Raw genomic sequence first — 26,160 nt, forward strand, 5'->3', positions numbered from 1 at the left:
TAATGCTGATCTTCAGGTTAGATCGGTGGATATTTTTAGGTGCAGCTTAATCGATCTCAATTCTACAATTCATTTCGGTGTGAAGGAGTAATCTCGTGGCTCAGTATAGTCCTATCCTGCGACAACAAAAAATCGCCCTCTTTGCTCTTGTAGCGGCGACTACAAGTTTTGTGATGGGTGTGATATTACCATTTAATCTGCGTGTTGAACGCGCCAGTAAACAGGGTATTGCTGCGGTTTCTTCACCACCCCAAAGGAGGATTTCTCAAGGATCTGAAAAAGCTCAAGATACTGCTTCGGTGCAGACAACTGCTCCCGAGATATCCAGGTCGGACTTAAATCCGAAAGAGGCGATCTCCCAAGGTGTGGAGAGCCTGGAAAAGACCTTAGCACAACTAGAAACTCAACGCTTTAACTATACCATTCCTGAACAGTTTCAAGGGAAAACCGTTAAACAAGTGAGTCTTTCTGGGGAACAAAAAGTAATTGCCTTTACCTTTGATGATGGCCCCTGGCCCAAGAGTACCCGACAAGTTTTAGATATTCTCAAAGATAATAATATTAAAGCTACTTTCTTTTGGGTGGGTTATGCTCTAAAAAATCAGAAGGATATTGGCAAGGAAGTGGTTAACGAAGGTCATGTTATTGCCAACCATTCCTGGAGTCATCGCTACCAAAAATATAGTGCAGCCGGAGCCACGGAGGAAATTGAAAGCAACAATAAATTAATTGAAGAAGTAACTGGGGTTGAAAGTCCCTTATTTCGACCCCCCGGGGGAGTTTTGGATAATGGGTTAGTTGACTATGCGTTGAAGCAGAATCATGTGAATATCATGTGGTCAGTGGATTCTCAGGACTGGAAATCTTCATCGGACAAAATTATTGATAATGTTTTAAAACAGGCTAAATCCGGTGGCATTATTTTAATGCACGATGGGGGAGGAAATCGTTCGGAAACGGTAAAAGCATTACCCATTGTAATCAAAAAACTCAAAGAGCAGGGTTATACTTTTGTCACAGTTCCTGAACTATTAAAACTCGCCGATCAAAAACCGGTTGAACCATCTCAACCGACCGATAGCAGTCAACCTTAAATCCATAATTAATCTAGGATTAGTGACAACGGAAAGTTCGTAGGGGCGGGTTCATCGAGATTTAGGTGATTAACAAAGATCTCAATAAACCCGCCCGTACAGGTTAATTGGTTAATTTAGGAGTTTAAGGTTGTGATTATTTCTAATAGTTTGGAACCGAAATTAACGGAAAATAAACCTCAGTTTCAGGATAGTTTTTTAATTACAATTGCGCCTCTTTTATTAGAGGAAATTTATACTTTAGCCGATGATCAAAGAAATGGCGCTATTGTGGTTATGAGTGGAATGGTGAGAAATCAAACCAATGGTCAACCCGTGGAATCTTTAGAATATCAAGCCTATCAACCAATGGCGATAAGGGTATTTGAAAAAATTGCCACAGATATTCGCACTTCCTGGTCAGATGTGACCCGTGTGGTGATTCATCATCGTATTGGACGGTTAAGAATTGGTGAAATTAGTGTTTTAATTGCAGTGGGTTGTCCTCACCGTCGAGAAGCCTTTGAAGCCTGTCAATATGCGATTGATACCTTAAAGCATACAGCACCGATTTGGAAAAAAGAACATGGGAAAGATGGTTCAAGTAGTTGGGTGAGTATTGGGGCTTGTGAAACCAATTGTTAATCTCAATAGCAGGGAATAGGGAAAAGGGAACAGGAGGAAAAAGAAAATAGGGAATAGGGGATAGAAAAAAGTGATTAGCCATTAGTAAAAGAAGTTATTACAGAAACCTAGTTTAGTGGGATTTCTTGATACAAGCAGAACCACTTACGGCTATAATTAAATCAGCATTGTCATCTATCCATAGGCTTAAACATGAGTAAATGCCTTAACCCCGGTTGTTCACAAATTAACTCTAAAACAGCCTTTTGTCAAAAGTGTGGTTCTAAATTACTGTTAACAGATCGATATCGGGCGTTAGAAATATTAGGACAAGGAGGTTTTGGTCGGACGTTTCTAGCGGTTGATGAGCAGAAACCTTCTCAACCCTATTGTGTAATTAAACAATTTTTACCGAAAGATCAAGGTACGAATACTCAAGAAAAAGCGGGAGAACTTTTTAAACAGGAAGCGATACAATTAGAACATTTAGGCAAACATCAACAAATTCCTGAATTATTCGCCTATTTAATCCAAGATAACCGTCAATATCTAGTTCAAGAATATATTGAAGGACAAAATTTATTACAAGAATTAGCTCAAACTGGGGCATTTTCAGAAACTAAAATTATTAATCTTTTAGGAGATTTATTGCCTGTTTTAGCGTTTATTCATCAAAAACAGGTAATTCATCGAGATATTAAACCGGAAAATATTATTAGAAGAAAAAGCGATAATAAATTATTTTTAGTTGATTTTGGAGCAGCTAAAGCAGCCACCCACACGGCGTTGGCGAGGACAGGAACAGTTATTGGTACAGCCGAATATACTGCACCCGAACAATTAATGGGAAAAGCGACTTTTGCTAGTGATTTATATAGTTTAGGGGTGACTTGTATTTATTTATTAACTAATGTTGAACCGTTTAATTTATTTGATAGTGGTGAATGTGATTGGGTTTGGCGAGATTATTTAACAGTTAAAGTCAATAATACTTTGGGTCAAGTCTTAGATAAACTCTTACAACAGGGAACAAAAAACCGTTTTCAAACGGCTCAAGAAGTATTAGAAGCATTACAATTAACCCAAAAACAGATATCACCACCAACACCACAATTTACACCGCCACCAACAGTCAAACCAACACCACAACCAACACCCCAACCCAATATAAAATTAAAGTCAGCTAAAGGCGTTAATTATCGTCAATTAGAACAATTTTTGAAAGCGAGAAAATGGAAAGAAGCTGATGAAGAAACGGCCAATAAAATGTTAGAAGTCGCCGGAAGAACAAAGGAAGGATGGTTAAGGGTTGAAGATATTGATAATTTTTCCTGTGAGGATTTACGCACCATTGACCAACTTTGGGTAAAATATAGCAATGGACGCTTCGGATTTTCGGTACAGAAGCGCATCTATCAAAGTCTGGGTGGAACCCGGAGTTATGAGGATAAAGTCTGGGAAGCGTTTGGTGATCAGGTGGGTTGGCGTGTAGGAGGTAGCTGGTTATATTACGAAGATCTAAAATTCAATCAGACAGCACCAGTAGGCTACCTCCCCTTTCTATCAGGCCGTTTGGGGGTCGGGTGGGGTCGTTATGGGGTGGGTGGGGTTGGTCTCTTCTCTCGCGTCGAGACTTATTTTCAAACCGCTCAAGAAGTATTAGAAGCATTACAATTAACAGTTAAACCAACACCCCAACCCAATACAGAATTAAAGTCAGCTAAATGGTGGGCCTGGAACGGGCGGCTTTGGTGAGGTGGCTTTGTTTGTTTCTTCTCTCGCGTCGAGACTTGATGAATGTAACATATAAGGCTTACAGATATTCGTAAAGATTGATGACATTGATTGAATGTAGGGGCGGGTTCGCCGGGATTTTTGTTAATAATAATTAACCCAAATAAACCCGCCCAACCCAATAATAGAAATCAATATCAACCCGGTTTTATTAACGTTAAATTTTGGTGGGTTGGGGCGGGTTTATCAAGATTATTTGTCAGATTTGAAAAATTTTGTTGAACCCGCCCCTACGGGTTTTAGGGAATGTAGGGGCGGGTTCGCCGGAATTTTTGTTAATAATAATTAACCTAAATAAACCCGCCCAACCCAATAATAGGAATCAATATCAACCCGGTTTTATTAACGTTAAATTTTGGTGAGGTCGGGCGGGTTTATCAAGATTATTTTTCGGATTTGAAAAACTTTGTCGAACCCGCCCCTACGGGTTTAGGGAATGTAGGGGCGGGTTCGCCGGGATTTTTGTTAATAATAATTAACCCAAATAAACCCGCCCAACCCCATAATAGGAATCAATATAAACCCCGTTTTATTAACGTTAAATTTTGGTGAGGTCGGGCGGGTTTATCAAGATTATTTTTCGGATTTGAAAGATTTTGTCGAACCCGCCCCTACGGGTTTTATTTTAATAATTTTCCTCAACCCGTAGCGATATCAGAATATGTCGAAGTTTAATATATTAGAACAAGTTATAAAAATTTTGCTAGAATAAATGAGGGACTAAATTAGAGGCTAAGAACTGATGATGGTGCAAACCGTTACTAAAACCTATAGCTTTGAAGACTATCTCAATTATAAAGATGATACCGATCTCAAATATGAACTTTTCAACGGAGAATTAATTCCTATGCCACCTGCTAGTGGTTTACACGCTGAAATTTTATGTTTGATCTATGATATCTTAAAAGCAGAAATTCAACGATTACAACTAGATTGGGTGGTGCGACCTGGAACTGTGGGAGTCAGAACAGGAATCAGAAAATCTCGCATTCCTGATGTATTAGTGATGACGGAAACTCAGCGTCAATTTCTCAGCACATTATCTTCAGCCATATTAGAAGATTCGCCTTTATTAGCTGTTGAAATAGTCAGTCCGAATAACCCCGATGATGACTATCGTTATAAACGTTCAGAATATGCTGCGTTAGGGATTTATGAATATTGGATTATTGACCCACAAGCATTAAAAATATCAATTTTAACCTTAGTTTCGGGTTTGTATGAAGGGGTAGAATTTAGAGAAAAAGATATTATAAATTCTCTAAGTTTTCCCGAATTAAAATTAACAGCTGAACAAATTTTAAATCCTTTTTTGACTCATTAAGCGGGTTTTAGTGAATGTAGGGGCGGGTTAGACGGGATTTTTGTTAACAATAATTAACCCAAATAAACCCGCCCAACCCGACAATGGGAATCAATATCAACCCGGTTTTATTAACGTTAAATTTTGGTGGGGTAGGGCGGGTTTATCAAGATTATTTTTCGGATTTGAAAAACTTTGTCGAACCCGCCCCTACGGGTTTTATTTTAATAATTGGGTCAGAAACCCGGTTTCTTTCTTGGCGAAAAATAATTAGGCCAGCGACGGGTGAAATTTTGCCTCCGCCTCTGGCCCGTATCTGCTCGCTGCGTGGTAACTTTATGATAAAGTTAAAAATTGTAAAGAAAATGAGAGTCTGATGATCTCTCGGTTAACAAAAAACCAATATTGCTCACCCTTATAAACATTTATAGGATCTCCCATGCAACAGAATTGGCTAAATAGATTGCTCCTCTCTATTGCTATATTAGCTATTACCCTCTCCACCTGGGCAATTACCCCGGTTGCTCATGCGTTTAATAATCCTGAATTACTTCCTCAAATTCAAACCCCCGTTATTGACCTGGCGGGAATTTTCACCGATATTCAGGAAAATCTATTAGCCAAGGATATCGAAGATTTTGAAACCCAAACGGGTTGGAAAGTTCGGGTATTAACTCAATTTGACCAAACCCCCGGTCGCGCTGTTAAGGAGTATTGGGGACTGGATGATAAAAGCGTTTTAGTCGTAGCTGATGAGCGGGGGGGCAATATCCTAAACTTTAGCGTCGGTCGTCAGATTTACCCCTTCCTATCTCGGACATTCTGGGTGGAGTTACAAACTCGCTTCGGAAATCAATATTTTGTGAGAGAAAATGGCGAAGACCAATCAATTATTCAATCGATTGATACCATTCAAAGTTGTTTAATCCAAGGCGGTTGTCGGGTAGTTCCGGGACTTCCTCCAGAACAATGGATTTTAACCCTCATTACTTCTGCTATCGGTGGGGTTATTTGTGGTGTGGCAAGTATTCCCCGCAAGTCGGGACAATTGATTTCCTGGCAGTGGGCGTTAATTTTCTCGCCGCTATGGGGAATTTTATTTATTGCCTTCGGAATTGGCCCTGTGATCTCCCGTACCCAAGAATGGCTTCCCCTTGTCCGCAATATTTCAGGGTTTTTAATTGGTTTCTTAGTAGCCTATCTGACTCCGATATTAAATCAGTCCTTCTCCCAGGAAGGTTGAGGAAGCAGGGGAGCAGGGGGAGCAGGGGAAGCAGGGGAAGCAGGGGAAGCAGGGGAAAATAATTTATCCTCCGCATTCCGAACCCTGATTTCTCGTCAAATCGACAACAACCTGATACACTGGGTGAGTTGTAATCTGGTTCCCCTAAGTAAACTTTATTTAGCCCCAGAACTTCAGTAATAATCGGCGAGTCACAATGGAATGGCATATTACGGATGCCCAGAGTTTAGGAATTATTGACGATGAAATTGGCGATCATGTCTTTTCGCCAGCCGAATATGAAATTGTGCGCCGGGTGGTCTATGCGACGGCGGATTTTGAGTATAAAAGTTTAGTGCGGTTTTCTGACCAAGCTTTACAAGGTGGGGCGGCGGCCTTAGCTGCCCGGACAACGATTGTGGTGGATGTCCCCATGGTACAAGTCGGGATTACTCCTCGCATTCTTTCGACTTTTGCGAATCCGGTTTATTGTTCCATGGAGGCGGTAACTCGACCGCAACGGGAAAAAACTCGCTCGGCTTGGGGAATTGAGACGTTGGCCCGGCGCTATCCCGAGGCGATTTTTGTGATTGGTCAGGAACAAACAGCCCTTTCTGGGATAGTCGATTTAATTGAGGCGGAGGAAATTAAGCCGGCTTTGGTGATTGCCACCCCTTCGGGTTTTGTTGGGGCTGATGTGGCTAAGTCTCGTTTGAATGATTCGATGGTTCCCCATATTCGGATTGATGGACGCAAGGGTAGTGCGGTGGTAGCCGTGGCTTTGGTGGATGCTTTGGTTGATCTGGCTTGGCAAGCCTATGGTCGAGAAGGGAATGGGAATTAATTAATTAATTTAACCACAAAGACACAAAGGGGCTGAAAATACTAAGTTATTAGTTAGCCACTATCATATTTTCGTCTTTTTGTCAAGGGGTGTTCGGAAAGGGTGGAATTTAAAAAGTTAATTATGGGTTTTTTTAGGGGTGGTTTTTGGGGTTTTGGTTGATTTTTAGAGTTTTTATAGGCTTTGTGGCTTCTGATTTGGGGTATGGTTATAAGACAGGCAATCTTAGTCTATTTACTAAAACTCTAACATTCGCTGAAAGTATTGTCAAGTGGTGGGCTTAATAGAAGTTATTCTCAATAATTGGGCTTTTATTAAGAATTGTGAAATGGGGATAATTTTAAAATTTAAAATTATTCGGTTGTAGGTATTAGATTAGTTAATCTATTTTGGGGGATTTTGAGGTTAGGGTTGATCATCATCATAAACCTGATCATAACCGTTTGCGGGTTGATAACGTTCAATAGCAGAAGTCTGGGGAGAGGGGGGTGCTTTTTTGGGACGACGGGACTGGAAGCGATGACTAATTTCTCTAAAAATATCTCGACGGACGTAGGGATAGTCACTAATCCAGAGATTTTGACTGGGAATATAGACATCGGAAACTTCATTAATTTCGCTTAAATCATCTAAATAAGACATCACAATCATCTGGGCAACTTGACCTCGACGTAAGCGTTTATGATTGCGATTTAGGGGGGCTTGAATTAAGGTACTAAACCCGGTAGCATCTCCGATTTCTACGTTAATTCTTCTTTCCAAGTTTTCAATAATAATTAGTTCTCCGCGCTTATTCACAGATTCCTGTTGTTCTGTGACTGCTTCACTAATATAAGAATCAAGAATTTTTCCCTGTAAAAATCCTGCATAGGGATATTTTCGATATTTAATATTCCGCCAACTAGCTTCCCAAACGGGCATCCATAACCAATATAAAGAGGAGCTAATCCCGGCGATTAATATTAGGATTCTCAGGGTATCTCCTTCTACGGTATATTCCAGAAAAATCCAAACCGCTAAACAAACCGCAGAAACCAATAGACGTTTTAAAAAATCTCTGGGTTTTCCCCAACAATACTTATATTGTTCACCTGTAGCTACAGATGGAATTAATTCTTCAAAAGTTTGACGAGTTATGGGAACAAGCATTTTTCAGTTACCAGTTATCAGTTATCAGTCATCAGTTATTAATCGAGACAAGGGAAGTTTAAGTGTTCTAATCCTTAATTTAAGGGAAAAGAGAAAAAGGAATAGGTAATGGGTAATAGGTAATAGTTTACTCCCCCTGCTCCCCCTGCTCCCTCTGCCTCCCCTGCCTCCCCTGCCTCCCCTGCTCCCCCTGCCTCCCCTGCCTCCCCTGCCTCCCCTGCCTCCCCTGCCTCCCCTGTTCCCTACTATAAAATTTTTTCCAATCCATAAACCAAGGTTTTCAAGGCTAAGACTTTGCGAATCGCCAGTAGAACTCCGGGCATATAACAGGAGCGATCGCTAGTATCATGACGCAAGGTATAAACTTGACCCGCTGCCCCAAAAATCACCTCTTGATGGGCAATTAATCCGGGTAAACGGATACTATGAATTCTAATTCCCTCTCCGGCTTCGGCGCCCCTGGCTCCGGTTATTTTTTCGGTTTCCGTGACCAGAGGAGAATTATAGGTTTTCCCTAATTCTGCTAATAATTGCGCCGTTTGAATGGCTGTACCACTGGGAGCATCGGCTTTTTGATTATGATGTAATTCGATAATTTCCACATGATCAAAATAGCGAGAAGCGGCAATTGCTGCTTGTTGTAATAACACCATGCCAATGGAAAAATTAGGGATCAGCAAACACCCCATACTGGCTTTATCCGCAAATTCCGCTAAGTCTTGAATTTGGGCCGGACTTAACCCCGTAGTTCCCACAACTGGACGCACCCCATAGGCGATCGCCGCCCGAATATTGTCGTACACTGAATCAGGATGGGTAAAATCTACCATCACCCCGGGCTGTTTTTCCTGGGCTGCCATGGCTAACATTCCTTCTCGGTCATTAGTAATCGGAACTTCCAAGGGTTCAATTCCGACTAAAGTTCCCGCATCTTGTTCTTGATAAGCCGGGTTATGATCAATCGCCCCTAACAAGGTCATATCGGGAGAGGCGGCGACCGCTTTAATCACTTCGCGGCCCATTTTTCCGCCAGCGCCATTAACAATTACAGGAATAGGAAGGGAATTAGTCATAATAAATTCAATATATCTCGGTCAAAATTTCCAGTCACAGAAAAGATTTCGCGTAAATTATACCTAGAAGGAGTATTTAATTAAAATCCTTTCGGTATTTGTATTTTACCTTAAATTCATGTTTTCTCGAAAGTTGCGTTTTCTCAAAACTTGGTTATCCTTACCGATGCCCGGAGATGAAGGGGAAGTTTTACCCTCCTTAGTCCGGTTATCCCCGGCTTTATCGACCAGTTTAATCGTTACGGTGCTTGTGGTCGGATGTCAAAAATTAGGCTGGTTAGAACCTTTAGAATTAAGAATGTTTGATGCGTTGGTCTGTTTGCGGTCTATGCCTGAACCTGACCCTCACTTATTAATTGTTGCTATTACTGAAGATGATATCCAATCTCAAAAACAATGGCCGTTGACGGATAAAATTTTGGCACAGGTTTTTTCTCAACTTCAACAACATCAACCCCGGGTAATTGGCTTAGATTTATACCGAGATTTACCCCGAGAACCGGGGGGTACCCAATTATTACAGCAGTTAAAAGCAGATAATGTCATTGTAATTACTAAAATCGGCAATTCTAAAAATCCCAGTGTGTCACCGCCCCCGGGAATTTCTCCAGAGCAAATTGGATTTAATGATTTAGTATTAGACCCGGATGGGGTGGTGCGTCGCCAGTTATTATTTGCCAGTGGCCAGGATAATCAAACGGTTTTTGCTTTTTCTTTACAACTAGCATTAACTTACTTAAAAGCCCAGGGAATTGAACCTAAGAATAATAGCCGATATCCCCAATACATGGAACTTAAAAATAGCATATTTTTCCCTTTAAAATCGGGAGATGGAGGCTATGCTAATATCGATGACCGAGGATACCAAATTCTGCTCAATTATCGGACTCCAGAAATTGCTAGAATTGTCAGTATCGGAGAGGTTTTATCAAATCAAGTTAATCCCAATTGGATTAAAAATAAAATTGTCTTAATTGGGACAACCGCCCCGAGTATTCCCGATGTTTTTTTAACCCCCTATAGTATGAAGGCCGGGGATGATTTTAAAATGCCTGGGGTACTGATTCATGCTCAAATGGTGAGCCAGATTATTAATTCTACCCTAAGTTATCAATCTCCCAATCTATTATCCCAAATTTTATATCCTTCAGATTTATTTAGGTTTATGCCCCAATCTTTAGAACTATTGTGGATAGGAATTTGGGCAATAGTTGGAGGGATATTAATGTGGCAAATTTCCCATCCTCTGAATCAGGGAGTAGCTTTAATAATCGGAATTGTGAGTTTATTGGGAACGAGCTATGGAGTATTTTTATTAAATATTTGGGTTCCTGTTATTGCTCCTATCTTCTCCTTATTTTTGTCAGGAATAGGGGTAATTGCTTATAAACAAATTCATAATTCTTTGCATGATGCCCTGACCGGATTACCTAACCGTATTTTATTTTTAGATCGGGTGGGATGGTCAATTGTAAATACAAAGAATGAGCAATCTCAATGTGCAGTTCTGTTTTTAAATATTGATCGATTTAAAAGAATTAATGATAGTTTAGGATATGAAGCGGGAAATCAATTATTAATTGAGATTGTCCAAAGAATCAAGCATTGTTTGAGAAATAAAGATATTATTGCTAGGCTGGGTGGAGATGAATTTGCGATTTTAATTGAACATTTAAAGTCCCCTGAAAATGCTATTTTTGTCGCCAATCGCATTCAAAATACTCTCCTTTCTCCTTTTAACTTGAATAATCATAATATTTTTATGACTTTAAGTATGGGAATTGCTTTTAGTGAAACCGCCGAAGGAAAGGCAGATTATTTATTAAGAAATGCCCATACTGCCATGTATCGCGCCCGAAGTTTAGGAAAGGGAATGATCCAGGTTTTTGAACAGACCATGCACGTTAATGGCATTGAGCAATTAGAATTAGAAACCTCTTTGAGATTAGCCCTAGAACGTCAAGAATTTGTGTTATATTATCAACCAGTGATTGAATTGAAATCCGGTCAAATTTCTGGGTTTGAGGCTTTAATTCGTTGGCAACATCCCGGGGAAGGATTAGTTACCCCAGAACGATTTATGGCTACGGCAAAAGAGACGGGATTGATTGTCCCCATGGGGAAATGGGCAATTCAAGAAGCCTGTAATCAATTAAAAATTTGGCAACAACAATTTCATTGGCAACCCGAATTAATTTTAGGAGTTAACTTATCTGCCAGACAGTTTTTTCAAATTGATTTAATCGAACAAATTCAAGAGATTATTCAAACTTCAGAAATTAACCCCAATGGGTTGAGATTGGAAATTACAGAAAGTGTGATTATGGATGATTTGGAGGCAACTATTAATTTATTAAAACAATTAAAATCCCTAGGGTTAAAATTAAGTATTGATGATTTTGGGACGGGGTTTTCTTCTTTAAGTTATTTACCTCGATTTCCCATTGATACACTTAAAATTGATCGGTCTTTTGTGGGGAAAATAGAAGCAGATGAAGCAGGAGAAAATTTAGTCATTGTCCGCACGATTATTCGGTTAGCTCATGCCTTAAATAAAGAGGTGATTGCAGAAGGGGTAGAAACCGCTTATCAATTGGCACAATTACGGTCTTTAGGATGTGGATATGCCCAAGGTTATTTCTTTCTTAAACCTGTTCCTCCAGATATTGTAACAGCTTTTGTTGAATCTAATCCTCAATGGTAAAATCAGTCATCAGTTATCAGTTTATTACCCATTACCCATTACCCATTACCCATGAATAAAATGAATATTTCCCACGATGCTCGACAATATGCCCCGGCGACAGAACGAAATCAACAACCCATTTTAGAGGTCTTAAAACGGGTACTTCCGGTGAATGGGACGGTGTTAGAAATTGCCAGTGGTACGGGACAACACGCGGTATTTTTTGCACCTGAATTGAAGCCGAGAAAATGGTTGCCATCGGAAGTTAATCCGATTTTGCAAGCGAGTATTTTAGCTTGGGAAACCTATTTTCCTTCAGATAATTTATTTCCTCCTTTAGAATTAGATGTACAAAAATCTATTTGGTTAGTCGAAAATCCCGATTTAAAATTTCCCTTTTGCTTACAGGAATTTCCGATTACTGCCATTGTTAATATTAATATGATTCATATTTCCCCCTGGTCAGCTTGCCTCAAATTAATGGCAGGTGCAAATCGAATTTTACCCCCAGGAGGAATTTTATATTTATACGGCCCCTATAAACAAAATGGCAAACATACCGCACCCAGTAATCAAGAGTTTGATACTTCTTTGCGGTTATCTAATCCAGAATGGGGAGTCAGGGATTTGGAGGCGGTGAGCGAAATTGCAACATTAGAAAATTTGCAATTAGTAGAAGTTATCCCCATGCCCGCTAATAATTTATCCTTGATTTTTAAGAAAATATAGGATATAATTAAGTAGGTTTAAGAAGTTGCAACCTCCATCATTTCTGGCGGAGAAAAATCCGAGCTAATCTGAATATCATGGGTTTGTGATTGTCTCCCGGGTATAGGATTTGTTGGTTCTTGATGGCGAGATTGAGGAACTTGTTGTTCTAATAAATTCTGAATATCGGGAGGGAGAGTCACATCAGGAACACTTTGTTGAGATAACCAGGCAACTCCTCCCATAGAACTTGCTAAAATAGCCGCATAACCTAAATATAAATGGGCTGAATTGAGGTAAAATTCTGAATCCACATCAACCTTAGAATTAGACTTTCCTACGGGTTGATTAAATTCCAAACAAGGAAAAGATGATGCCATTTTTCCTCCTTCTAATCCCAAGGCATTCGCCACCCGATAAATAAACCCGCGAATATAAATATCTTCGGGTAAAGCCTCAAGTTTTCCCTGTTCTAAAGCCTCTAAATGATGGAGAGGAACTAAAGTAAAATAGTGCATTTGCTGTAATGTAAGACTATAGGATTCTCGAGCATTACGCAGTTCTATCCCAATTTCTTGTAAATAGATCTTTTGTTTTTCCTGAATTTGATGGTTAATTTCTGCTTGATTCTGAGGTTTATTTTTAGTTTTAGTTTTAGGAATATTATCTGATTCAGAAACACCCGGAGTTTTTTCTGGAGATTCTACCGTTAAATCCGGTGCTTGATATCCCGCAACTAACCCCAGGGGAGAAACAACAACCGTTTGAATTTCTGTAGGAGTAGAACTATCTGAATCATTCGAGGGAATAGCAGTTACGGAAATAGAATGATTAGCAGCAGAAGACAGGGTAGAAATAATCGCTGTTTCTTGTCTGGCTATTTGCTTTAAAGACAATTGAATGGCTTCTCGTCCCACAGCTTTAATCACAATTTCAGCTTTACTAGCCGCCTGTCCTAACATTTTTTGTAAACTTTTGAGAGCAATATTATAGACTTCACTACAATATAATTCCGCCTCAATTTGACGCACCAGGGAGCGTAAACCTTCAGGAGAGACCTCTGCTGTTGTCGGTGCTGTCATCCCAAAACCATTGACCGGATTTAGTTGCATAATTGATACCCCGCCTCAATACCACCTATCTAACTTCCTTTCTTCTATGGTTTGGTTGTGATTCCGGATGCGGAGGAAGTACAAAAATCTTTTAGCTCAAAATGTTTCAGCATTTTTTAACTGAATATGTAAAAATAAATTACGTTAATATTGGAAATTGAGAGTAAACTGTGAGTTCAACTGTCGTCACGCCAAAAGATACACAAACAACGGTCAACCTGTCTCGTCGTCCTGTTTTTCCCTTCACCGCAATTGTCGGCCAGGAAGAAATGAAACTGGCTTTAATTTTAAATACTATCGATCCTAAAATCGGTGGTGTGATGATTATGGGCGATCGCGGGACAGGAAAATCCACCACCATCCGCGCCCTAGCTGACCTGCTACCCGAAATTGAAGTGATCGCCGATGACCCCTTCAATAGCCATCCCACCGATGCGGAATTGATGAGTGATAACGTCCGCGAGCGTCTGAGCCAGCATCAGGATATTCCCGTATCTCGGAAAAAAGTCCCGATGGTAGATTTGCCTTTGGGGGCCACGGAAGACCGAGTTTGTGGCACAATTGACATTGAAAAAGCCCTATCTGAAGGGGTGAAAGCCTTTGAACCTGGACTTCTAGCCAAAGCTAATCGGGGGATTTTGTATGTGGATGAAGTCAACCTCCTCGATGATCACTTAGTTGACGTCTTGTTAGACTCGGCGGCCAGTGGTTGGAACACCGTAGAACGGGAGGGCATTTCCATCCGTCACCCCGCCCGGTTTGTGTTAGTCGGTTCGGGAAACCCCGAAGAAGGCGAGTTACGCCCACAATTATTAGATCGGTTTGGAATGCACGCCGAAATTAGAACCGTAAAAGAGCCGAATTTACGAGTTAAAATTGTTGAAGAAAGAACCTCTTTTGATCAAAATCCTCAAACATTTTTAGAAACCCATATTAATGACCAAAACCAATTACAAAATAAACTGGTAGAAGCTCAAACTCTCCTCCCCTCTGTCCAAATTGATCATGATTTACGGGTAAAAATTTCCCAGATTTGTTCAGAATTAGATGTGGATGGTTTACGGGGAGATATTGTCAGTAACCGGGCGGCTAAAGCCCTAGCCGCTTTTGAAGGACGCACAGAAGTCACCGTCGATGATATTCAACGGGTGATTACCTTATGTTTGCGTCACCGTCTGCGCAAAGATCCCCTAGAAACCATTGATTCGGGTTTCAAAGTTCAAAAGGTTTTCCGTCAAGTTTTTGGTTTACCTGATGCCTAGTTACAGGTGAGGTCGTGTAGCGTTAATTGAAGTGGAAAATCCCTGATTGCAGCCGAAATCAGATCCCCCTAAATCCCCCTTTTTAAGGGGGACTTTGATCGGAAATTTCCCAACTAGAAAAAACCAGGGATTTTATAACTCCGGTTGCCATTTTTAAGGCGGGTTAGGGGGGATCAAACCGGGAGCCACTTATAGCATTTTTCAGATGAAAAAAATAATTTTAGGTTTTGATCCGGGTTTAGCAATATTAGGATTTGGGGCAATAGAGTGTGAAATTGATGACAAAACTCAGGAACAAAAATCCGTTTCTATGATTGATTTTGGAGTAATTAAAACCCCAGCCAAAACCGAATTAGGCAAGCGTTTATGTATTATTTATGAGGATTTAAACCAGTTATTAACTCATATAAAACCTGATTTGGCTATTGTGGAAAAACTCTTTTTTTATCGTATGGCAAATACCATTGCCGTTGCTCAAGCCAAAGGAGTGTTATTATTGGTTTTAGCTCAACACCAAATTCCGTTAATTGAGTTTACTCCGGGTCAAGTTAAAAAGGCGTTGACAGGACACGGTAATGCGGACAAATATCAAGTTCAAGCAGCGGTCGCCCGGGAATTGAATTTAACAGAAATTCCTAAACCTGATGATGCTGCGGATGCTTTAGCTACCGCTTTAACCGCTTGGTTTGATCCTGATATAATTTTCCAATACGAGTTAATTCACTGAAGTATAACGGATTATTTATGATTATTCTCACCTCTCAAGAAATCGCTCAATTTCGCTCCCAACTGGCTGAATATTCCGTTGCTTTAGAAGCCTTAGATAGAATTGAAAATTGTGAAGGAGATCTCGAAGATGCGGCCATTGAAATGGCAATTTATGTGGGTCAGTCACCCGATACTTCTGAAAATTGGTTAGATGGTTTAGCCAAACGATATCGAGTGAGTTTGTGTAATAAAGACCTGCGGGAAGAATTAATTCAAGGCAATATTACAGCCATGGTAGAATCTCTAATTGCGGAAAATCAATGTCCAGCCCTATTAATTACCCCGGTTGTAATTTATGCGGTGAAATCGGGAATTGATCAATTTTGTCAACCTTTAGAATATAAATTATAGGGATTTGGTAACAAAACAAACCCCGGAAACGAAGATTTTACCCTAAAATTAGAAATCAAACACAAACCGAATTTAGGAGTAATTTATGAGTCCAGAAACCTTAGTCAAAAAAGAGCCTGTTACCCACGATTTTAGTATTGATGACTTTAATTCCCATGTCATGAATACCTACGCCCGTTTTCCCATTGCCTTAGAGCGCGGAGAAGGGTGTCGCGTTTGGGATACTAATGGCAAAGAATACTTAGATTTTGTCGCCGGAATTGCTACTTGTACCCTAGGACACGCCCATCCGGTATTAATTGAAGCGGTCACCCAACAAATTAAAACTCTGCACCATGTTTCTAATTTATATTATGTTCCCGTGCAAGGAGAATTAGCCAAATGGTTAACCGATCATTCCTGTGCAGATAAGGCATTTTTCTGTAATTCTGGAGCAGAAGCTAACGAAGGAGCGATTAAATTAGCTCGGAAATATGCCCACGACAAATTAAATATTGAAGACCCGGTTATTATCACCGCCCACGCCAGTTTTCATGGTCGAACTTTAGCCACAATTACGGCTACGGGACAACCCAAATATCAAAAAGGTTTTAGTCCGTTAGTGCCAGGTTTTGTGTATGTTCCTTATAATGATATTCAGGCTTTAGAATCAACAATTGCTGATGTTGATCAAGACGGGCGACGGGTAGCTGCGATTATGTTAGAAGCCCTGCAAGGAGAAGGAGGTGTCCGTCCTGGGGATATTCAATATTTCCAACGAGTTCGGCAAATTTGCGATGAAAAAGGCATTCTTTTAATCTTAGATGAAGTTCAGGTTGGCGTGGGTCGCAGTGGTAAATTATGGGGTTATGAAAATTTAGGAATTGAGCCGGATATTTTTACCTCAGCGAAGGGTTTGGGCGGTGGTATTCCCATCGGGGCGATGATGTGTAAAGCATTCTGTGATGTTTTTGAACCCGGAAGTCATGCGTCTACCTTTGGCGGAAATCCTTTTGTTTGTGCGGTGGCGTTGGCGGTTTGTCAAACCTTAGAACGAGAAAATATTCTGGAAAATGTTATAAAACGGGGAGAACAACTTCGTAACAAACTAACAGAAATTGCCCAAAAATATCCTGATTTAATTGCCGAAGTCCGAGGCTGGGGTTTAATTAATGGTTTAGAATTAAAAGAGGATGTGGAATTAACCTCCCCCCAGGTGGTGAAAGTGGCAATGGAAGCCGGGTTATTGTTAGTTCCAGCTGGCCCGAAAGTGTTACGTTTTGTACCGCCTTTAATTGTGACGGAGGAAGAAGTTAATCAGGCGTTACAAGCGGTTGAAAATGCCTTAAAACAGTTAACAGCTTAATTTAACTCAATTCCCTATTCTTCTTTCTTTAACCGAGAGAAGGTAGGGAAAATCAAATTATATTTGATAATTTTTTGCAATAGTTATAGCTAAATATTGAAAAAATTATTAGCTTTTTTTTGAACGATAACGATACAGAGGAGAAGTATTGATTTGACTCTCCAATTGAGAAATCAAATCATCTAAAATAGAAATTCCTGCATCTGCTCGTTGGCAAACTTCCTGAATTTTGACAGATGTTTGTTGCACTTTTTGTAAATCGGGTTGATGTTCTTGGGTCATGGCAAATTAAAGTTACTTTTTGCTTCTCCAATTGTAGCTTGTGCTCTGGCTATTGTGACTATTGCGTCCTCAATAGAACGAGTCAGTGGCTCCAGCATAGTAGAATGAGAAATCCGCTGTGATTCAGCCATTCTAGCCATAAGAGTATAAAATCGAGAATAGTAAGTATTTGCCCTTTGCCGAATATTATCCAGATCTTCTAAGGTGATGATCGTGGTTTCGGTTTCAGAATAAGTTTCCATGATTACAAAACTAGTTTCTGTAGCATGGTTAATAACCGCTAATAACTGTCTTTGTAATTCTAAAACCGTTGTTGTAAGTTCCAGGGGAAGTGCAACCATTGATAATTGGGAGAATAACAATCAAGATAGGTCAGCCTTGATTATGACATATCATGATCTGAAATGTTTGGTTATACTAAATTAATGGAGGGAAACCCACTATGACCACAGCGACTTTAACCATACCTGAACAGCGCACGGTTTTAAATCAAGTCAGTTGGCAAACATTTATTAATTTATTGGACGATTTAGGGGATAATCGTGCTGCTCGTTTATATTATGATCAAGGAGTATTAGAAATTATGACTCCATTGGGAGAACACGAGAATAACAATCGGTTTATTGATGATTTAGTGAGAGCTATCGCAGATGAATTAAACCTAAACCTAAAAAAAATGGGATCTTTAACCTTAAAACGAGAAGAATTATTAAAAGGTGCAGAACCGGATTCTTGTTATTATTTGAATAATGAACCCTTAGTTAGACATAAACAGAATATTGATTTGGCATCAGACCCACCTCCTGATTTAGTATTGGAAATTGATATAACTAGCAGTTCTTTAGATAAACAAGCGATTTATGCGTCCTTTGAAATTCCTGAACTATGGCGTTATAATGGTCAGAAATTAGAGGTTTTTGTTTTAGATAAAATCACTCAGTCCTATCAAAAATCAACTCAAAGTTTACATTTTCCCTGGCTCCCTTTAGAAATTATTCCCCAATATATTCGCCAAAGTTTAAGAGATGGAGAAACTGCCACATTAAAGGGGTTTAGAACTTGGGTTCGAGAACAAGATCATCGCCACTAATCATTGTTGTTTATCCGTAATTGAAATCACATAGGGGTGATAAGCATTGGGTTTATAAGACCCTACCCAAATTTCATATTTTCCCGATAACCATTGACCCTCAATACTAGGATTAATGTCTTTAGCATCATCACTACACCAACTTCCCCCTGGCCCTCGAATCACTAAAACCGTATCTTCGCTACTTTGGACTTGCAGTTTTAAATAATCAAAAAAACTGGTTAAAATTACCGTATGATCCGGTTGTTGATCCACATAACCCTGACAAGTTCCAGTTTGGGTTTCTTGGCGTCCGGCGATATCCTTCGCCAAAGTTGGCCCTCCACTTAATCCCCGAATCAGCAGGGGGTTGGGGCTGAATTGAGGACTGAGGGTGATATTTTCAAACATGGGGGTGGATGTGCCGTTAAACGGTTGAGCTTCCACTGCACGAGGCAGTAATAACCCAACCGTCACCATCACAACGCCCAATGCTAAGTTTTTGAGAGTGGCATTAGTCATTGTTAGAACTATTTTATTTATGATTTTTTACCCAGGATTTCTTCTTTCAGGGTATTAAAATCGGCACTGAGTTCTTTGCGGTTATCTGCTTTGAGGAGATAACGATAAATAAACCAAGCTGAGTATCCTAAACCAACGGTTTCAAAGGTGGGTTTAATTAGAGGAATTTCATTAATAATTTCTACTAATCCCACTAAAATCTTGAAGGTAATTAAGAAGGCAACGATTAAACCTACCGTCGTTAAGGGACGTTTGTAATCTTTAAAGAAACTGCCTAAATTTTCCGGGAGTTCAGATAAAAATGCGAGAATTTCTTCTTTCATGGGTTGTACAGATTGGTTAACAGAATCATAGGAGAATGTCGTGGGAGAATCAATCACCACTTCAACTTTACTGGCACTGATCGGTTCAGCATTGAATAAAATTTCCGTTGCTGAAGTATTCACCCATTTCGGCTGATCCTCAACCAAGGGCTCCGGTGTGGGTTCTTCCTCTACAACAGGAGGTTCCTCTGCTATAGTTTGTTCCACAATTGGTTCCGGCGCGGGTTCTTCCAGGGTCAGAGGAGTTTCCTCAGCTACGGGTGCGGGTGCAGGTGCTTCTGCAATAGGAGTTTCCTCCGCTACAGGTTCTTCCACAACCACAGGAGGTTCCTCGACGGGTGGCTCCTCCCCTACAGGTTCTTCCACCGTGATCGGAGTTTCCTCAGCTACGGGTTCTTCTGCAACCACAGGAGGTTCCTCAATTATTGGTTCTTCAGCTACAGGTTCTTCCACCGTGATCGGAGGTTCTGAAGATGGGGATAAGGAGACATCAACTCCCGTTTCTTCCTCAGATGCTGGGGCGGAAATTGGATCAACTATAGGCTTAGATTTTTTAGATTGGGAAGAATTGCCTTTTGCATCGGATGATTTGCGAGATCTGGGAGAATTTGCCATAATATCTGCCTCGTTAAATATTAACCCGGTAAAACAGTTTGAAAACGAATTAAATCAATCCCTTTTTGATGGAACAATACCCAAGATTCAATTAAATCTGGGCCGTGCATGGTTCCCATCAAAGCTGCTCTAAGCGATCGCATTACTAACCCTTTTTTGACGTTTGTTTCCTTCATCGCACTATTAATTATTGCTTTAGCAGCATCAGATGTTAAGGGTTGATCTCGTTGTTGGGTTATTTTATCCTGAATTGCCTGCACAATGGCGATCGCACTTTCCTGTTGCAATTGAGTCGTTGCTTCCTCGTCTAATTCAACCCTTCCAGTGAAAAATAATCGACTCATTTCCACCGCATCTTTCAGAGTGGTTAAACTAGGGCCAATTAAAGCCGTAAGCTGTTCTAACCAAGATTGATCGGTATTAGAGTCAAATTGATAACCCGCTTCTTGCCAATAGGGAATCAATAACTGAGTTAATTCTGGGATCGGCATTTTATGAAGATATTGGCTATTAATCCAATTTAATTTATCCCAGTCAAATTTTGCCCCGGCTTTATTAACTCGCTCAAAACTAAAGTGTTTGGCTGCGGTTTCCAAGGTAAATAATTCTTCCGTAGCATCGGGAGGAGTCCAACCCAATAGGGTCATATAATTAGCAAGAGCTTCTGGCGTATATCCCATAGTTCTAAAATCAGAAATCGAGGTCACACCATCCCGTTTGGATAATTTGCGACCCTCCGCATTCAGAATTAAAGGGGTATGACCAAATTCAGGAATATTGGCATTTAAAGCTTCATATAACAGAATTTGTTTCGGCGTATTAGAAATATGATCTTCCCCTCGAATTACCTGGGTAATATTCATATCAATATCATCAACAACCACCACAAAATTATACAGAGGTTGCCCAATTTCGCCGCTACCAGAAGCCCGCGCAATTACCATATCACCGCCCAAATCACTGCCCTTCCAAGTGACTTTTCCCCGGACTAAATCATTCCAGCTAATTTCTCGATCATCGTCTATTTTGAAACGAATCACCGCCTGACGACCCTCGGCTTCAAAGGCGGCTTGCTGTTCGGGCGTCAGATGGCGATGGCGGTTATCATAGCGAGGGGCTTCATTTCTAGCCTTCTGCCCTTCTCGCATGGCGTCTAGTTCCTCTGGGGTGCAATAGCAACGATAGACTAAACCCTTCTCCAGCAGGGTTTGGATAGCTTGGCGATATAATTCTAACCGCTCGGATTGATAGAATGGCCCTTCATCCCAGGTTAGGCCTAACCAAGTCAACCCGGTGAGAATGTTTTCCGTATATTCAGGGCGAGAGCGTTCTAAGTCGGTATCTTCAACCCGCAGGACAAAAGTACCTCCTTGGTTGCGGGCAAATAACCAGTTAAAAACGGCAGTTCTAGCAGTTCCTATATGTAAATTTCCGGTGGGACTTGGAGCAAGACGAACTCTAACAGTCATATTGATATCAATTCTTAATTTAACATAGTCGTAAAAACGCACTGATACAGCTATCCTACCATTATTAAGTTCCCTTTCGGCAGGAATTTTTCTCTAAAGCTGGTTAATAGTCAGGGTTTTTCAAAGACTAAAAAATGTTGTTGGGGCAAAAAATCTTGGGTTTCTTTCCAGTTTAAACCCACGGCTGCCATTTCTTTTTTTACCTGTTTTTCTGACATTTTATGGAGTCCTTTAATAAAAATCAAAGGATTTTCCTGACGATATTCTAATAATACCACCCGTCCCCCGGATTTTAAGGCTTTGACAATTCCTTGCATCATTTCTTGGGGATATTGAAATTCATGATAAGCGTCAACCATTAGGGCTAAATCCACGGTAGATTCGGGTAAATTCGGGTGATCTTCAGTCCCTAAAATGGGTTCAACATTTTGAATATTTTCCTGGGTTTTCACAAAATTCATCAGTTCCAACATTTCCGGTTGTACATCCACAGCTAAGACTTTTCCCTGGGGAACAAAGGGGCTAATTCTAAAGCTAAAATATCCGGTTCCCGCCCCAATATCGGCGACAATATCGCTGGGTTTTAAATTTAAGGCGGCGATCGCTTGTTCCGGTTGTTCGGAGGTTTCTCGACTCGGACGTTCTAACCATCCGGCTCCCTGATGGCCCATCACCTGAGCAATTTCTCTGCCCAGATAAAATTTCCCAATCCCGTCGGGACTGTGGAGGGTACGGTATTCATAAACAGAATCAACTTTTGGGGCCGTTAAGGCGAGGGTGGGATCGGGGTTAAACAGACATCCCAACAAAATCACCGCCATGCTATAAAGAATCGGGGATAAATATTGATATAAAGATTTGCTCATTGTTTACTTAGCTTGCAACTCTTGTTAAACTATAAAAAATAGCACAAAATAAAAATTAGGTGCAATTATTTTATAGGAGAATTATACCTTGCATCAAGAATATAACAAATTAGTCCGCGATCGCATCCCAGAACTGATTCAAAAATCAGGATTTCAGTATAATATTACAACGTTATCAGAAACCGAATATCGTCAAGCCTTACGGGATAAACTCATCGAAGAAGCCCAGGAAGCGGCTCAAGCCTCACCTGGGGAATTAGTCCAGGAATTAGCGGATTTATTGGAAGTGATAGCGGCATTAATGGAAACCTACGGCATTGAAGATGAACGAATTTTATTAGAACGGGATCATAAACGGGCAGAAAAAGGCGGATTTGAACATAAAATCAAATTACTTTGGACTGAATCCACTTAGTTTTTATACTGATTAATTATGGCTGTTAGTCGAATTAAAATTGCTAAAGATAAGGCGGAATTAGTGCGATCGCTCACAGAAATAGAAGGCAAAACCGGGCCGTTTCAAACCTACGCCGACGTGATTGCCTTTGCTGCCTTATTAGGAAAACGACGGCAAAAACGGATGACCGTTGATGGACTTTCTAAGCGAGATCCCGGGCCAATTTCCCTGGAGGTTTTTATTTCTCGGGGGTATGATGCAGTTATCAAATTAGTAGCAATTTCAGAAACCCAAAATACTAAACTTTTATCTCCGTTTGAACTAGAAGCAGAAGAAGAAAGGGCATTGATTTTTGAAGAATATGCCAATGGTGGCTTAGAGATATTACGAGAAGAATGTCGCGGAACGGTTGATTATTCGGATCGATTATTGTTAATATTAATGGCAGAACATGATCGCCCATCCCAAACCGAAGGCGAATTTGATTTAAGTCGTTTTTTGGGTTAAATCATCTATAGAGTCAAATAACCAAGTGATTCGATCTTAGATCAATTTCAATGGCCTCAACTGATTTTCACAATATGCAATCCAAACAGCAAAGACAACTGATTACTTACGAAACCATTTTAATTTATGAACGAACCTATCGATTACCCGTCCTGAAAAATAACGGTGTAAAAGCAGTTCAGAAAAAAATTAGAGAACATCAGAAATTAATTAAAGAGGGTGTTCGATACCGTTATCAGTTGGGAGGAATCATTAAGCGAAAAGAAGAAATTAGCCAGGGAGAAATTTTTGATGAAATTCAATTATTTATTAAGGATTATAGTCATATTATTAATTTATTAGAAAATTATAGGGATAGTTATTATGGATTTTTGGTAACCCTGGCTGATGACTTAAAAAAGTTATTCAAACAAAAATATTTAGAAATAAAAACTTTGGAAAATGAAAGAAGAAAATTAGAGTTGAAAAACACTGAAAATCCGAAAATACTGGAGGAACTAAAGTGGGAGAAACAAGAAAATTTTAAAGCAGTTTTATTGTTAAGTAATGCTTATTTTTTGATGTTAGAAAAAATAAGATTGATTAGTGAAGGGATTCAAAAACTTGCAGAAGACACCAAAAATCAGAAAGAAATTGTTCAGCAAATAGTTAAAGATTTAGAAGTCCATCAAGAGATTTATGAATATCAAAGCAAAGCCTATAAAGTTCGTCAAAAAATAGCAAAAATTGCCCATAATGCTATTAATTTTGATAGCTCTTTACAAGATTATTTCAGCCCTTTTCAATCTTTAATTGATGAAATTGTCAAGGTAGATGAATATTTTTATGCCACGGTCGGAGATATTAAAAATCTAGGGGATAATATTTTGAAATATGATGCCAATTTAGTAAATCTGGAAGATGATGGGGTGATTTCTGAAACTTTTCTTGATTTTATGGTAACCAGTTATGAGAAAAAAGCTCGATTAAAAGATGCTTTTATTCAATCTCAATTATTAGATTGGCAAATTCATAATTTTGATGGCGGTGAAAATGGTATATTTTTAGACCAAGGTATTGATTTAATCTCTAACTATATCTCCAACCAACTCACTGATCAAAGAAAAGTTCTAGGCATTACAGAAGTAACGTTTGTTCCTACCGTCCCCCTATCTACTTTTGAAAAAACAAGATCAATGGGACTAAGTAATCGTCCTATTCTGTTAACCCAAGAATTTCGCAGTGATCGAAATATTGATTATACCCAATTGCGGGATCTCCTTGCCCAGCATAGTTGGAAAGAAGCTGATCTTGAAACCACTCAATTAATGCTAAAAGTCATGGGTAAGAAGTATTGGAATGAGGTTTATAAGGAAGATATTGATAACTTTTCTGGTCAAGATCTCCAGACAATTGATCAACTTTGGGAACAATATAGTTATGGTTATTTTGGCTTTAGTATTCAGCAAACAATTTGGAGTGAAATGGGGGGTCAAGTTGATTATGAAACGGAAAAGAGACTCGGCGAGCGCCTGGGGTGGCGAAAAGAGGGCAAGTGGTTAGACTACGAAGCACTAACCTTTAAATTGTCCCCGATGACCCCCATGGGGCACTTACCTGCCCAATGGTTACACTATGACCCGAATTTTGAATTATCTGCCCAAGCGTCAACAGAAAAACTTTCCATGGGAGCTTGGCGAGTGGGGTCTTGGTTAGTTTGGCAGATGCACTTATTCTTTTCTCGTGTAAAAAGTTGTCATGAAACTTTTCTATAAAATTAATCAGAGATCAAAATACCCAAGCCATTGCCTAAATTATCATCAAATATTGCACCCCGACTCATTAGTTCATCTTTGGTTTGTTGGGAAATACCTAAATTATATCTAAAATGAGCTTTTTTAACAGTAATTTCTCTAATTTTAGTCAAACTTAAATTTGCCCAACTTAAATCAGCGAAACTCAAATTAGCTAGACTCAAATTAGCTTGAAATAGGTTAGCTTTTGTTAAATTGGCTCGACTTAAATTACTTCCAATTAGTTCGGTGTTGGTGAGGTTAGCTCGACTTAAATTTGCTCCTATCAAATTAGCTTGATTTAAGTTAGTTTCGGTCAAATTGGTTTGAGCCAGATTCACTTGACTTAAGTTGGCTTCACTCAAGTTCGCATGACTTAAATTAGCCTGACTCAGATTTGCTCCCATCAGATAAGCTTGACTCAAGTTAATTCCACTCAAGTCAACCCCTTGTAAATTGGCTTTGCTCAAATAGACTTGATTCAGGTTGGCTTCCGCCAGATTTGTATTCCCTAAATAGACCCCACTGAGATAGGCTTTACTCAAGTTAGCTCCACTTAAATTGGTTTGACTCAGGTAAGCTTCGGTTAAGTCAGCTTCTCTCAGATTAGCTGCGGTTAAATCGGCACCAATTAAGTTGGAATTACTCAGGTTGGCTCCCGTTAAATCAGCATTCTTGAGGTTTGCCCCCATCAAGTTAACGCCGCTTAAATTGGCTTGACTTAAATTAGCTTGACTTAAATTAGCTTCTGTCAGGTTAACATGGCTGAGGTTAGCTTGACTGAAGTTAACTTCTCTTAAATCAGCCTTGGTTAAATCAATACCCTGTAAATTAATTCCAATTAAATCATGTTTTGCATCAATACCAACAAGTTTAGCTAATGCCAATAAATTATTTGTATTCGCATGAATCAGGGTTTTAATTTGTTCTTTTAACTCTTGATCATTCATGGTTAAAGTGACCCTTAACTTGAATCAGTTTTAAGAGGATGCTCATAAAACATGGAAAAATCAATCTGGACATC

General features: G+C 39.8%; 26 protein-coding genes. 16 read left to right on the forward strand and 10 right to left on the reverse strand.

Annotation, left to right across the window (positions count from 1 at the left end; genetic code table 11):
• Window positions 1-95: 95 nt before the first annotated feature.
• The 6 genes from AC2D3N_RS20320 (at window position 96) to AC2D3N_RS20345 (ending at window position 6,860) form a co-directional block, all read left to right on the forward strand.
• Complete coding sequence (locus AC2D3N_RS20320) at window positions 96-1,094, forward strand: polysaccharide deacetylase family protein (RefSeq protein WP_079680702.1); 999 nt, start codon at window positions 96-98, stop codon at window positions 1,092-1,094.
• A gap of 150 nt (window positions 1,095-1,244) precedes the next feature.
• Window positions 1,245-1,718, forward strand: coding sequence for a molybdenum cofactor biosynthesis protein MoaE (locus AC2D3N_RS20325; protein WP_200816842.1), 474 nt, complete (start codon window positions 1,245-1,247; stop codon window positions 1,716-1,718).
• Window positions 1,719-1,910: 192 nt separating this feature from the next.
• The gene (locus AC2D3N_RS20330) at window positions 1,911-3,452 is read left to right on the forward strand and encodes a GUN4 domain-containing protein (protein ID WP_484691959.1); all 1,542 of its coding nucleotides are present in this window, start codon (window positions 1,911-1,913) and stop codon (window positions 3,450-3,452) included.
• Window positions 3,453-4,233: 781 nt separating this feature from the next.
• On the forward strand, window positions 4,234-4,815 hold the full coding sequence (locus AC2D3N_RS20335) for a Uma2 family endonuclease (RefSeq protein ID WP_484691960.1): 582 nt from the start codon (window positions 4,234-4,236) through the stop codon (window positions 4,813-4,815).
• 418 nt (window positions 4,816-5,233) lie between these two features.
• A complete protein-coding gene (locus AC2D3N_RS20340) occupies window positions 5,234-6,037 on the forward strand; it encodes a TPM domain-containing protein (protein WP_484691961.1) in 804 nt (267 codons plus the stop codon).
• Window positions 6,038-6,233: 196 nt separating this feature from the next.
• Complete coding sequence (locus tag AC2D3N_RS20345) at window positions 6,234-6,860, forward strand: precorrin-8X methylmutase (RefSeq protein ID WP_079680705.1); 627 nt, start codon at window positions 6,234-6,236, stop codon at window positions 6,858-6,860.
• Window positions 6,861-7,265: 405 nt separating this feature from the next.
• Here AC2D3N_RS20345 and AC2D3N_RS20350 read toward each other — a convergent pair whose 3' ends face one another.
• On the reverse strand, window positions 7,266-8,009 hold the full coding sequence (locus tag AC2D3N_RS20350) for a phosphate ABC transporter permease (RefSeq protein WP_079680706.1): 744 nt from the start codon (window positions 8,007-8,009) through the stop codon (window positions 7,266-7,268).
• Window positions 8,010-8,254: 245 nt separating this feature from the next.
• Window positions 8,255-9,082 (reverse strand): 4-hydroxy-tetrahydrodipicolinate reductase, encoded by an 828-nt coding sequence (dapB, locus tag AC2D3N_RS20355; RefSeq protein WP_079680708.1) that lies wholly within the window; start codon window positions 9,080-9,082, stop codon window positions 8,255-8,257.
• 118 nt (window positions 9,083-9,200) lie between these two features.
• On the opposite strand from dapB, the gene AC2D3N_RS20360 reads away from it, so the two are divergent.
• Complete coding sequence (locus tag AC2D3N_RS20360; protein WP_079680709.1) at window positions 9,201-11,786, forward strand: EAL domain-containing protein; 2,586 nt, start codon at window positions 9,201-9,203, stop codon at window positions 11,784-11,786.
• A 60-nt stretch (window positions 11,787-11,846) separates the two neighbouring features.
• Complete coding sequence (locus AC2D3N_RS20365; RefSeq protein WP_079680710.1) at window positions 11,847-12,497, forward strand: DUF938 domain-containing protein; 651 nt, start codon at window positions 11,847-11,849, stop codon at window positions 12,495-12,497.
• Between the two features lie 17 nt (window positions 12,498-12,514).
• Here the strand turns inward: AC2D3N_RS20365 and AC2D3N_RS20370 are convergent, their stop codons facing one another.
• Window positions 12,515-13,588, reverse strand: a complete 1,074-nt coding sequence (locus tag AC2D3N_RS20370) for a helix-turn-helix domain-containing protein (RefSeq protein ID WP_079680711.1) — start codon at window positions 13,586-13,588, stop codon at window positions 12,515-12,517.
• A gap of 170 nt (window positions 13,589-13,758) precedes the next feature.
• On the opposite strand from AC2D3N_RS20370, the gene bchI reads away from it, so the two are divergent.
• The 4 genes from bchI to AC2D3N_RS20390 all read left to right on the forward strand — a co-directional run bounded on the left by bchI (window position 13,759) and on the right by AC2D3N_RS20390 (window position 17,314).
• The gene (gene bchI, locus AC2D3N_RS20375) at window positions 13,759-14,850 is read left to right on the forward strand and encodes a magnesium chelatase ATPase subunit I (RefSeq protein ID WP_079680714.1); all 1,092 of its coding nucleotides are present in this window, start codon (window positions 13,759-13,761) and stop codon (window positions 14,848-14,850) included.
• 205 nt (window positions 14,851-15,055) lie between these two features.
• Window positions 15,056-15,577 (forward strand): crossover junction endodeoxyribonuclease RuvC, encoded by a 522-nt coding sequence (gene ruvC / locus AC2D3N_RS20380; RefSeq protein ID WP_484691962.1) that lies wholly within the window; start codon window positions 15,056-15,058, stop codon window positions 15,575-15,577.
• Window positions 15,578-15,594: 17 nt separating this feature from the next.
• Window positions 15,595-15,969: a hypothetical protein gene (locus AC2D3N_RS20385; RefSeq protein ID WP_079680716.1), complete on the forward strand. Its 375-nt coding sequence runs from the start codon at window positions 15,595-15,597 to the stop codon at window positions 15,967-15,969.
• An 85-nt stretch (window positions 15,970-16,054) separates the two neighbouring features.
• Window positions 16,055-17,314, forward strand: a complete 1,260-nt coding sequence (locus AC2D3N_RS20390) for an acetylornithine/succinylornithine family transaminase (protein ID WP_484691963.1) — start codon at window positions 16,055-16,057, stop codon at window positions 17,312-17,314.
• Window positions 17,315-17,422: 108 nt separating this feature from the next.
• Here AC2D3N_RS20390 and AC2D3N_RS20395 read toward each other — a convergent pair whose 3' ends face one another.
• Together AC2D3N_RS20395 and AC2D3N_RS20400 are read right to left on the reverse strand one after the other, a co-directional pair.
• Complete coding sequence (locus AC2D3N_RS20395) at window positions 17,423-17,596, reverse strand: hypothetical protein (protein ID WP_484691964.1); 174 nt, start codon at window positions 17,594-17,596, stop codon at window positions 17,423-17,425.
• Window positions 17,593-17,937, reverse strand: coding sequence for a hypothetical protein (locus tag AC2D3N_RS20400; protein ID WP_079680718.1), 345 nt, complete (start codon window positions 17,935-17,937; stop codon window positions 17,593-17,595). Before AC2D3N_RS20400 ends, AC2D3N_RS20395 begins: the two co-directional genes overlap by 4 nt.
• A 101-nt stretch (window positions 17,938-18,038) precedes the next feature.
• On the opposite strand from AC2D3N_RS20400, the gene AC2D3N_RS20405 reads away from it, so the two are divergent.
• Window positions 18,039-18,686 carry a Uma2 family endonuclease gene (locus tag AC2D3N_RS20405; RefSeq protein WP_484691965.1) on the forward strand — a complete coding sequence of 216 codons (648 nt, stop codon included), beginning with the start codon at window positions 18,039-18,041 and terminating at the stop codon, window positions 18,684-18,686.
• Here the strand turns inward: AC2D3N_RS20405 and AC2D3N_RS20410 are convergent, their stop codons facing one another.
• The 4 genes from AC2D3N_RS20410 to AC2D3N_RS20425 all read right to left on the reverse strand — a co-directional run bounded on the left by AC2D3N_RS20410 (window position 18,687) and on the right by AC2D3N_RS20425 (window position 22,460).
• Window positions 18,687-19,187, reverse strand: a complete 501-nt coding sequence (locus AC2D3N_RS20410; RefSeq protein WP_079680720.1) for a hypothetical protein — start codon at window positions 19,185-19,187, stop codon at window positions 18,687-18,689.
• Between the two features lie 17 nt (window positions 19,188-19,204).
• Complete coding sequence (locus AC2D3N_RS20415; RefSeq protein ID WP_484691966.1) at window positions 19,205-20,125, reverse strand: CAAD domain-containing protein; 921 nt, start codon at window positions 20,123-20,125, stop codon at window positions 19,205-19,207.
• Between the two features lie 20 nt (window positions 20,126-20,145).
• On the reverse strand, window positions 20,146-21,594 hold the full coding sequence (gene gltX, locus AC2D3N_RS20420; RefSeq protein WP_484691967.1) for a glutamate--tRNA ligase: 1,449 nt from the start codon (window positions 21,592-21,594) through the stop codon (window positions 20,146-20,148).
• 110 nt (window positions 21,595-21,704) lie between these two features.
• Window positions 21,705-22,460: a class I SAM-dependent methyltransferase gene (locus AC2D3N_RS20425; protein WP_484691968.1), complete on the reverse strand. Its 756-nt coding sequence runs from the start codon at window positions 22,458-22,460 to the stop codon at window positions 21,705-21,707.
• A gap of 88 nt (window positions 22,461-22,548) precedes the next feature.
• Here AC2D3N_RS20425 and AC2D3N_RS20430 point away from each other — a divergent pair, with 88 nt between their 5' ends.
• From AC2D3N_RS20430 to AC2D3N_RS20440, 3 genes are all read left to right on the forward strand, one after another.
• Window positions 22,549-22,875, forward strand: a complete 327-nt coding sequence (locus AC2D3N_RS20430) for a nucleoside triphosphate pyrophosphohydrolase (RefSeq protein ID WP_079680723.1) — start codon at window positions 22,549-22,551, stop codon at window positions 22,873-22,875.
• A gap of 18 nt (window positions 22,876-22,893) precedes the next feature.
• Complete coding sequence (locus AC2D3N_RS20435; protein ID WP_079680724.1) at window positions 22,894-23,364, forward strand: DNA phosphorothioation-associated protein 4; 471 nt, start codon at window positions 22,894-22,896, stop codon at window positions 23,362-23,364.
• A 74-nt stretch (window positions 23,365-23,438) separates the two neighbouring features.
• Complete coding sequence (locus AC2D3N_RS20440; protein ID WP_484691969.1) at window positions 23,439-25,118, forward strand: GUN4 domain-containing protein; 1,680 nt, start codon at window positions 23,439-23,441, stop codon at window positions 25,116-25,118.
• Window positions 25,119-25,120: 2 nt separating this feature from the next.
• Here the strand turns inward: AC2D3N_RS20440 and AC2D3N_RS20445 are convergent, their stop codons facing one another.
• Complete coding sequence (locus tag AC2D3N_RS20445; protein ID WP_079680726.1) at window positions 25,121-26,086, reverse strand: pentapeptide repeat-containing protein; 966 nt, start codon at window positions 26,084-26,086, stop codon at window positions 25,121-25,123.
• Between the last annotated feature and the right edge of the window lie 74 nt (window positions 26,087-26,160).

The sequence above is a fragment of the Planktothrix sp. PLAVEN19ND genome, assembly GCF_057220675.1.

Bases quoted from the DNA above. Each gene is read 5' to 3' on its own strand.
- AC2D3N_RS20330 (WP_484691959.1), top strand. From the start codon at position 1,911: ATGAGTAAATGCCTTAACCCCGGTTGTTCACAAATTAACTCTAAAACA.
- AC2D3N_RS20335 (WP_484691960.1), top strand. From the start codon at position 4,234: ATGATGGTGCAAACCGTTACTAAAACCTATAGCTTTGAAGACTATCTC.
- AC2D3N_RS20340 (WP_484691961.1), top strand. From the start codon at position 5,234: ATGCAACAGAATTGGCTAAATAGATTGCTCCTCTCTATTGCTATATTA.
- AC2D3N_RS20345 (WP_079680705.1), top strand. From the start codon at position 6,234: ATGGAATGGCATATTACGGATGCCCAGAGTTTAGGAATTATTGACGAT.
- AC2D3N_RS20350 (WP_079680706.1), bottom strand. From the start codon at position 8,009: ATGCTTGTTCCCATAACTCGTCAAACTTTTGAAGAATTAATTCCATCT.
- dapB (WP_079680708.1), bottom strand. From the start codon at position 9,082: ATGACTAATTCCCTTCCTATTCCTGTAATTGTTAATGGCGCTGGCGGA.
- AC2D3N_RS20360 (WP_079680709.1), top strand. From the start codon at position 9,201: ATGTTTTCTCGAAAGTTGCGTTTTCTCAAAACTTGGTTATCCTTACCG.
- AC2D3N_RS20365 (WP_079680710.1), top strand. From the start codon at position 11,847: ATGAATATTTCCCACGATGCTCGACAATATGCCCCGGCGACAGAACGA.
- AC2D3N_RS20370 (WP_079680711.1), bottom strand. From the start codon at position 13,588: ATGCAACTAAATCCGGTCAATGGTTTTGGGATGACAGCACCGACAACA.
- ruvC (WP_484691962.1), top strand. From the start codon at position 15,056: ATGAAAAAAATAATTTTAGGTTTTGATCCGGGTTTAGCAATATTAGGA.
- AC2D3N_RS20385 (WP_079680716.1), top strand. From the start codon at position 15,595: ATGATTATTCTCACCTCTCAAGAAATCGCTCAATTTCGCTCCCAACTG.
- AC2D3N_RS20390 (WP_484691963.1), top strand. From the start codon at position 16,055: ATGAGTCCAGAAACCTTAGTCAAAAAAGAGCCTGTTACCCACGATTTT.
- AC2D3N_RS20395 (WP_484691964.1), bottom strand. From the start codon at position 17,596: ATGACCCAAGAACATCAACCCGATTTACAAAAAGTGCAACAAACATCT.
- AC2D3N_RS20400 (WP_079680718.1), bottom strand. From the start codon at position 17,937: ATGGTTGCACTTCCCCTGGAACTTACAACAACGGTTTTAGAATTACAA.
- AC2D3N_RS20405 (WP_484691965.1), top strand. From the start codon at position 18,039: ATGACCACAGCGACTTTAACCATACCTGAACAGCGCACGGTTTTAAAT.
- AC2D3N_RS20410 (WP_079680720.1), bottom strand. From the start codon at position 19,187: ATGACTAATGCCACTCTCAAAAACTTAGCATTGGGCGTTGTGATGGTG.
- AC2D3N_RS20415 (WP_484691966.1), bottom strand. From the start codon at position 20,125: ATGGCAAATTCTCCCAGATCTCGCAAATCATCCGATGCAAAAGGCAAT.
- gltX (WP_484691967.1), bottom strand. From the start codon at position 21,594: ATGACTGTTAGAGTTCGTCTTGCTCCAAGTCCCACCGGAAATTTACAT.
- AC2D3N_RS20425 (WP_484691968.1), bottom strand. From the start codon at position 22,460: ATGAGCAAATCTTTATATCAATATTTATCCCCGATTCTTTATAGCATG.
- AC2D3N_RS20435 (WP_079680724.1), top strand. From the start codon at position 22,894: ATGGCTGTTAGTCGAATTAAAATTGCTAAAGATAAGGCGGAATTAGTG.
- AC2D3N_RS20440 (WP_484691969.1), top strand. From the start codon at position 23,439: ATGCAATCCAAACAGCAAAGACAACTGATTACTTACGAAACCATTTTA.
- AC2D3N_RS20445 (WP_079680726.1), bottom strand. From the start codon at position 26,086: ATGAATGATCAAGAGTTAAAAGAACAAATTAAAACCCTGATTCATGCG.